Origin of the sequence: Bacteroides sp. L10-4, assembly GCF_013373675.1 — a bacterium.
In the GTDB taxonomy this organism is placed as follows: domain Bacteria; phylum Bacteroidota; class Bacteroidia; order Bacteroidales; family Bacteroidaceae; genus Bacteroides; species Bacteroides muris.
Window position 1 is genome coordinate 1 of record NZ_JABXJH010000106.1, and the last position, 6,150, is coordinate 6,150.

Genomic DNA, 6,150 nt, shown 5'->3' on the forward strand with positions numbered 1-6,150 from the left:
TCCGACCACAGGATTATGTCACTACCGAATCGCTGTTTTATGCCACCAACAGGGCTTTGGCGGCGATAGGAACACGACTGAATATTAACTTTAGCCATTATGCTGCTTAATTTTGATTAGTTACTTATCATATTTATGCAATTGTTTTTCTTTGTGAAGAACTTTTTGCGTATGCGCCAATTCAGTAACATCTTTACTGGTACAACTTCATGGCGAATAAGACGTAATGCAGAAACCTCTCTTGTGGATGGCATATATGGGGATGGTAACAAAATATTTATCGGCATTATTACATCCATCAATAAATATCTTGGAAATAACTCCGGTTCAGTTATTGATTTTGGTCTTCTGAAAGATGCGGTTGACCGTCACTGTGATTCTGTAGAAAATGACATAGCTACACAGACACCTATTCCACTTTATTGGGGATTGGCTGGTACAATGGCTGGTGTTATTATGGGATTGTGGGATTTGTTACAGTCTAATGCAATAATGACTCTTATGAGCAGCGGTAGCGGAGTTATCGATAATGCTTCACAGAGTGCCGCTTCTGGAATTAATTCTCTTTTAAGTGGTGTCGCATGGGCAATGCTGGCTTCTATTTGTGGTATTCTGCTTACGACAGTCAATTCTCTTCTCTTCAAAAGATGCAAACTTAATGAGGAAGACGGGAAAAATTCTTTTTTTGCTTGGATGCAATCAGAACTTCTTCCTGAATTACCATCTGATACATCCGAGGCACTTAACAATCTCGTAAGAAATCTCAATAAATTCAACAATACATTCGCACAAAACACATCAAATCTTGGGAATACGCTAAATGCCGTTAATCAGTCCTATGCAATACAAGCGGATATAATAAAAGCGGTTCATGACATGGATGTTATGAAAATGGCAAAAGCTAATGTGCGTGTTCTTGAAGAATTACAACAATGCACAGACAAATTGGAAGTATTTAATCAATATCTCAATGATATTGAAGGATACACCGAAGCTATACATAGATTTGAATCATTGTATAATGAACAAGCAAATCGAATCCACATACTTGAAGAAATAAGAGATTTCTTTGGACGTCATAAAGGAGAAATAGCTAAAACAACAGCTGATGCAGACAGGACACTTCAAGAGTCTCTCCAAAATATAAAGGAATCTACATCATCAAATGTCGAAGAACTGCACAAAAGGTTTATTGAACAAAGTGAGTCATTCAAAGAAATTCTTAAATCTGAACGAGAGTCATTTGAACAATTTACAAATGATTTAAAGGCTCAATTTAGTGCCCAAATGACACAAATGCCACAATTGTCTGAACAATTGGAAGAAATTTCAGCAATTCCTGTCAGACTTGACAAGCTGATTGAAAAAATAGAAATGTCAAACATCCGTTTAGCGAATGACATATCCCAGTCTATCAAACAAACCTTGATGACCACAAAGGTAAATAAAATACTTGATACAAATGATAGTGTTCGTGTTGGCGATTCCATACCAGCGTGGATGAAAGTCTCAGGATGGGCTGCATTAGTAATCATTGCCATTACCTGCATTTTAAATATCGTGTTTATGTTTTTCCCCGTTAAAAAGGATAAGAGCCAGCCACAACAAATCCATATTCAGCCAACAGAGTTGCCGATGCAAATAGTTAATAAACAAGCAGAAAATACTACTGATGCGGTCTTAAATACAACAGATTCTATTAAAGATAATAATAAAAAGTAATTATGGCTCAGAAAAAGGAATCGTTTTTTTGGACAAGTTACTCAGACTTGATGACAAGTTTGTTTTTTGTCATGTTAGTATTATTCATTCTTGTAATTGTTCTTCTACATAAGCGTATGGAGGCAACAGAAGCTCAGTTACAAGAGATTAAAAAGGTTGAGCAATCAACAAAAGATTTAAGTCGAGATTATTTTCAATATCGTTCAGATTACAAAAAATATGTTCTAACAATTCAAGTTCGCTATCCTGCCGGAAAGTCTGACTTGAATGATATTGTATCTACGGATAAAGAAGCCCAATTACGTCAATTGGCTGCGGCAGGACGCGAAATACGAGATTTCTTAAAAAACCATAGTGAGAATCAATATATTCTTGTAATAGAGGGGCAAGCGTCAAAAGACAACTTCCTTTATAATTATGAATTAAGTTACCAACGGGCATTAGCACTTATGCGTTTTTGGATTGAAGATTCACGTATTACATTTGGGAGTAATTGCGAAATTCTAATATCTGGCAGTGGAGATGGCAAACTTGATACTCATTCTATGCGAGAAACAAATGACGAAAGAGAGAATCAGCGTTTCCTTATTCATATATTGCCAAAAAACATTTTTGAAAACAATGAAAATAAATAATTTCATAATATCAACAGTTTCTATTATATGTCTGTATTCATGCGCTCATAAATCAGGACATGGTGAAAGGAATGATAAGATTGTAACTTCACAACAGTCACAGTCAGTACTAGTGTCTCCTAATAAAAAAGCAAGGAACGTCACAATATCAGTTGTAAATAATCGTGGTGATAAAAATAAGCTTGATGGTTCTCAAATTTTTTCGAAATATAATACGTCAGTTTTTATGGTGTTTACTTCGGATGGCTACAATATGTACCAAGGTTCTGGATTCTTTATCAACAAAGATGGTTTGGCTGTCAGCAATTATCATGTGTTCAAAGGAACTGGCATTGGTGAGGAAGGGATTAAATTAGCTGGAAGCGATAAGGTGTACAAAGTAGAGGAAGTGATCATGAGCAGTGAAAATGAAGATTTTATTCTATTCCGTGTAGATGTTTCCGATGCAGCATATTTACATCACTAATTATCAGTGACCATTCATTTTAATCGGTACAACCTCTGTTTTTACAAGTACACAGAATGTGGGGACAAATGCAAATCGTTGTATTTCACCGCTTTGCATATACGTGTTGTACCGCCTTCTTTTAGCCATTTTGTGGAATGTTGGCTATCAGATTCAACATGTTGAATGATAGGATATTTCCGCATGGATGTTACAGAACGCTTGCTGAATACAAAGGTAGTGGTTTTCTTGGAATTTCTGTGGTTTGCAGTGGAATTTTTATTAGTCCAGTGCAATGAAATATTTGATTCGTTGGAAAAAGTGTAGCGAAACTGGATTATTCGCTTGAAAAAGTGTAGAGCAGTGCTTGTGTACTTTAATTTGTGGTTTTGAATCTTACTATATTATACCTTATCTGATATAATAATGCTGATAATAAAATAAATTATACCCTTTGTGGTATAATGTGAGATATTTATATTAACTTTGTACCCGAAAAGGTATAAAGTAGGATGCTTATGAATAATCTCTCTACTACGGTCAAGATGTTGCGAAAGCAGTATAACCTGACGCAAGAAGAACTTTCGTTGAAGTCGGGGGTAGGATTGCGCTTTGTGCGAGACCTCGAACAGGGAAAGGAAACGCTGCGTCTTGATAAGGTGAATCAGCTTCTTGACTTCTTCAATTATGAAATGGTTGCAACTTCTAAAACTGATAATCAATGAGGCAAGCTCATATATTTTACAAAGACCAATTGGCGGGGATTCTGACTGAAAACGATGCAGGATATGAGTTCCGTTATTTGCCGGAATATCTCTCTTCGGAAACGGCAAAGGCTGTCAGTCTGACATTGCCTTTACAGGAAGAAACATATACAAGTTCTGTGCTGTTTCCGTTCTTCGACGGTTTGATACCTGAAGGATGGCTGCTGGATGTTGCATTGCGGAATACAGACATCAGTATTCTTGACCGGATGTCGTTGTTGCTGACATGCTGTAAGGATTGTATCGGAGCAGTAAGCATTATTCCAATGGAAGAAAAGGAGGTGAACCATGTGTAATTGTCTGTATTGTTATCGTCCGCTACTAAAGGGAGAAAAGGATATGCACACGGCTTGCATAAAGAAGTTCTTCGGAACAACAACATTGCCTGTTCTTGATTATACGACGGAGCAATTAGACCAGCTTGCTTTGCAGATTATTCAAGACCAAACTTCATTGACTGGCGTTCAGCCGAAGCTATCCTTGCATTTGAATGAGCATGAGGGCAGCAAACGATTGACCATTGTCGGGCTTTGGGGTGGTTATATCTGTAAACCTCAGGCCTCGCAATATGAAATGATGCCGGAGGTCGAGGATTTAACCATGCACCTTGCAGAGGTGGCACGTATCGAGGTCGTTCCTCACACGCTGATGCGGATGGCAGATGATACTCTATGCTATCTTACTCGTCGGATTGACAGGACTCCTGCCGGAGGGAAGATTGCGATGGAAGATATGTGCCAATTGACGGAAAGGCAAACGGAGCATAAATACAAGAGCAGTTATGAGCGTATCGGGAAGGCGGTTTTGAAATATTCGTCTATGCCTAAAATGGATGTTACCAATTTTTTAGAGTTGGTGCTTTTTTCTTGGCTGACAGGAAATAACGATATGCACTTGAAAAACTTTTCATTGTATGAGACTGCGGATAAGATACGTTTAACCCCTGCTTACGATTTGCTAAATGCGGCTATCATCAATCCAAAGGATGATGAAGAACTGGCATTGACCTTGAACGGGCGTAAGAAAAAGCTTCAAAGAGAGGATTTTATCAAATCGGCAGCTACTTTGGGTATAGAGAATGTGATTGTAGAACGACTGATAAACAAGTATATCAAACTATTGCCCAAGTTCGAGACTGTTATTCAAAACTCTTTCCTAAATGCTGATTTGAAAGAAAAGTATAGCGAATTGTTGAGAGGGCGAATAGCGAGGCTTTACACAAATGCTACAAAACGATAAATATACAATATTATGGATACATTAGGTCTTTCAAAAGTAACATCATTGTTCATCCTAACTTTAATAGAAAGAGACGATGGACAAAAGAAACAAATTTTGGAGACGCCAACAAATGGCACGTATATTTAAGGCTCGCATGATTCTTTATGCTGCTTACGGGCATTGTATCATCCGTGAGGATGGAAGTCATTATGAACATCCTCATTGGTTTGAGTTGGCCAAAGAGAAATGTGCACAAGTTTACAAGACTACCGGGACACCGTGTAGTTGTTGGATGTGCAGAGGTATGGAATATGACCGTAAGGAGTACAAAAAAGAAACTCTACAGATTATTAGGGAATCAATGGAGTACAAAAAATAGATAACAGAATCTATGTATTATTGCACAGTTCAGCCATCTATTTTTACGGTGATATATTAACACTTCAATCATTTGGCACAAGATTTTTGTATGGTTTCATTTGAAGATATTCTTATTAGCTACCGATTGCTGAACAGCTGTAATGTAGCCATTTTTATTGTAGATAAAAGATTTTGCAGAAGAATTCGTTTAATACTGGAATTTTTACACAGTAATACACAAATATTGACAGCAACAATATATATATCACTATATGTGCGGTCATTGGTATTTTGTCTTTCCACCAATGGAAATGTAGTTGCTCGTCCATCCAGCTCATATCCTTTTCGCAAAACATCTTATAATGTGCGAGCCAATTGGCGAACACAATTTGGTCTGGTTGTGAACTAGCATTAAATTCATCCTCTATCGCTGTATAACGAGTTTCTATTGTGGAAAAGTCCGCACTATCAGACATTCTTTTTACTTCAAAATAGAGGTTTTTCAACTTGTTGAGTTGATCAGTATTGGCAATGCCTCTATTGCTATAACTATCAATATTAGGAGTAAAGCGTTCGATATAGACACTTGCAATACCAAGAATCAGTATGAATACCGATACATATTTTTCAGCAAAGGGAGGGTAGACCAATCCCAGAATACCTACAATGATTGATAAAAAACTAACGTATCCTGGTATTTTCTTGACGATATCGCAAGTGGCAAAATTTATATTGGCACCATAGGCAACATTATAACCCTTTTGGGCAATTTTTATGAGTAACTCACTGTTCATACGTATGTATTATTAATACTTCGTTAAAATTACAGTTAATCCGTTGAAAACAAATGAGTTAGTAAATAATATTTAGTATAACAAAATAGGCCAAGTGGCTGATTTTCATTATCTTTAATGGTATCCTACCACACATTAAAGCAATGAACAAAACAGCACTTGACCAATATGAGGAAATCGTAACCGATGCTTTGAAAAGTTGTTCAGCG

Annotated in this window: 8 protein-coding genes; 7 read left to right on the forward strand and 1 reads right to left on the reverse strand. The window is 37.0% G+C overall.

Features of this window, described 5'->3' with window-relative positions; all coding sequences use genetic code 11:
• Positions 1–171: 171 nt before the first annotated feature.
• From HU824_RS18895 to HU824_RS18925, 7 genes are all read left to right on the forward strand, one after another.
• On the forward strand, positions 172–1,722 hold the full coding sequence (locus tag HU824_RS18895; protein ID WP_255260569.1) for a hypothetical protein: 1,551 nt from the start codon (positions 172–174) through the stop codon (positions 1,720–1,722).
• Positions 1,723–1,724: 2 nt separating this feature from the next.
• Positions 1,725–2,357 (forward strand): hypothetical protein, encoded by a 633-nt coding sequence (locus tag HU824_RS18900; RefSeq protein ID WP_135960047.1) that lies wholly within the window; start codon positions 1,725–1,727, stop codon positions 2,355–2,357.
• Complete coding sequence (locus tag HU824_RS18905) at positions 2,344–2,823, forward strand: trypsin-like peptidase domain-containing protein (RefSeq protein ID WP_176469694.1); 480 nt, start codon at positions 2,344–2,346, stop codon at positions 2,821–2,823. Before HU824_RS18900 ends, HU824_RS18905 begins: the two co-directional genes overlap by 14 nt.
• 497 nt (positions 2,824–3,320) lie before the next feature.
• Positions 3,321–3,527 (forward strand): helix-turn-helix transcriptional regulator, encoded by a 207-nt coding sequence (locus tag HU824_RS18910; protein WP_025073813.1) that lies wholly within the window; start codon positions 3,321–3,323, stop codon positions 3,525–3,527.
• Positions 3,524–3,862 carry a HipA N-terminal domain-containing protein gene (locus HU824_RS18915; protein ID WP_032595614.1) on the forward strand — a complete coding sequence of 113 codons (339 nt, stop codon included), beginning with the start codon at positions 3,524–3,526 and terminating at the stop codon, positions 3,860–3,862. Before HU824_RS18910 ends, HU824_RS18915 begins: the two co-directional genes overlap by 4 nt.
• A complete protein-coding gene (locus tag HU824_RS18920) occupies positions 3,855–4,805 on the forward strand; it encodes a HipA domain-containing protein (RefSeq protein WP_176469695.1) in 951 nt (316 codons plus the stop codon). Before HU824_RS18915 ends, HU824_RS18920 begins: the two co-directional genes overlap by 8 nt.
• 76 nt (positions 4,806–4,881) lie before the next feature.
• Positions 4,882–5,166, forward strand: coding sequence for a hypothetical protein (locus HU824_RS18925; RefSeq protein ID WP_121736961.1), 285 nt, complete (start codon positions 4,882–4,884; stop codon positions 5,164–5,166).
• A 154-nt stretch (positions 5,167–5,320) separates the two neighbouring features.
• Here the strand turns inward: HU824_RS18925 and HU824_RS18930 are convergent, their stop codons facing one another.
• Positions 5,321–5,941, reverse strand: a complete 621-nt coding sequence (locus HU824_RS18930; protein WP_176469696.1) for an SLATT domain-containing protein — start codon at positions 5,939–5,941, stop codon at positions 5,321–5,323.
• Positions 5,942–6,150: the final 209 nt, after the last annotated feature.